Annotated in this window: 1 protein-coding gene; it reads right to left on the bottom strand. The window is 66.9% G+C overall.

All coding sequences use genetic code 11. From position 1 onward, the window contains the following. The coding region (locus A5681_RS17555) for a glycosyltransferase (RefSeq protein ID WP_197498634.1) at positions 1–737 on the bottom strand (737 nt) is incomplete at its 3' end. Positions 738–746: the final 9 nt, after the last annotated feature.

Below are 746 nucleotides of genomic sequence, written 5' to 3'. Positions count from 1 at the left end.
TCATCGTCGTCCGTGGACAAGCCCATGGTCAGGGCGCCGACGAAGGGGCGTCGGTCGCCCCATCGCTTCGCCCATTCAGCCGCCAGGCCGGGAAAGCAGACCTCGTCGTAGGCCTGAATCTCCAGCGAGCCGCGCTCGGCGATCCTTCGCGGCGACGGTTTCGTCGCCGCGGGCAGACGGAGTTCTCGCCGCTGTTCGTTCTCAACCTGCTTGGTCGCGCGCCAAAAAAGCCACTCGACCGCCATCATGCCGGAGCGGAACAACGGCGCCGGCACGCTCGGAACGAGCTGGCCGTTGGCCCGCATCGGGAAGTGATGCAGCGTCGCCAGCGGAATGCCGTAATGCTCCGCGACGTTGGCGGCGGCCTGCTCGAAATTAAGTCCGGTGCACAGCAGGTCGGCGCCGCCCGCGAGTGATGTCAGCGTTGCGCTCACCTCGCCCCAGTGCCGGATGAGGGGCTCCCAGACCTTGCGCATCAATCTGAGCGGGCTGCGGATCGTCCAGATGCCTCGGAAGAATTCCGCCCACATGTTGCGGAGGAACTCCTCGTCCAAGAAGTCGTGCAGTTCGGGGCCGTACGGGACAGTCGCGAGACCCGCGGACTCGGCGAAGCCGACCAGTTCCGGCGGGACGGCCATGGCCACGTCGTGCCCCCGGCGCAGCAGCTCGCGGCCGATAGCGAGGCACGGCTCGATGTCACCGCGCGTCCCATAACCAGCGAGGGCGAATTTCGTCACGCTGTAACC

The sequence above is a fragment of the Mycobacterium scrofulaceum genome (genome assembly GCF_001667885.1).
In the GTDB taxonomy this organism is placed as follows: domain Bacteria; phylum Actinomycetota; class Actinomycetes; order Mycobacteriales; family Mycobacteriaceae; genus Mycobacterium; species Mycobacterium scrofulaceum_C.
This window is presented reverse-complemented; position numbering and strand designations above follow the sequence as displayed.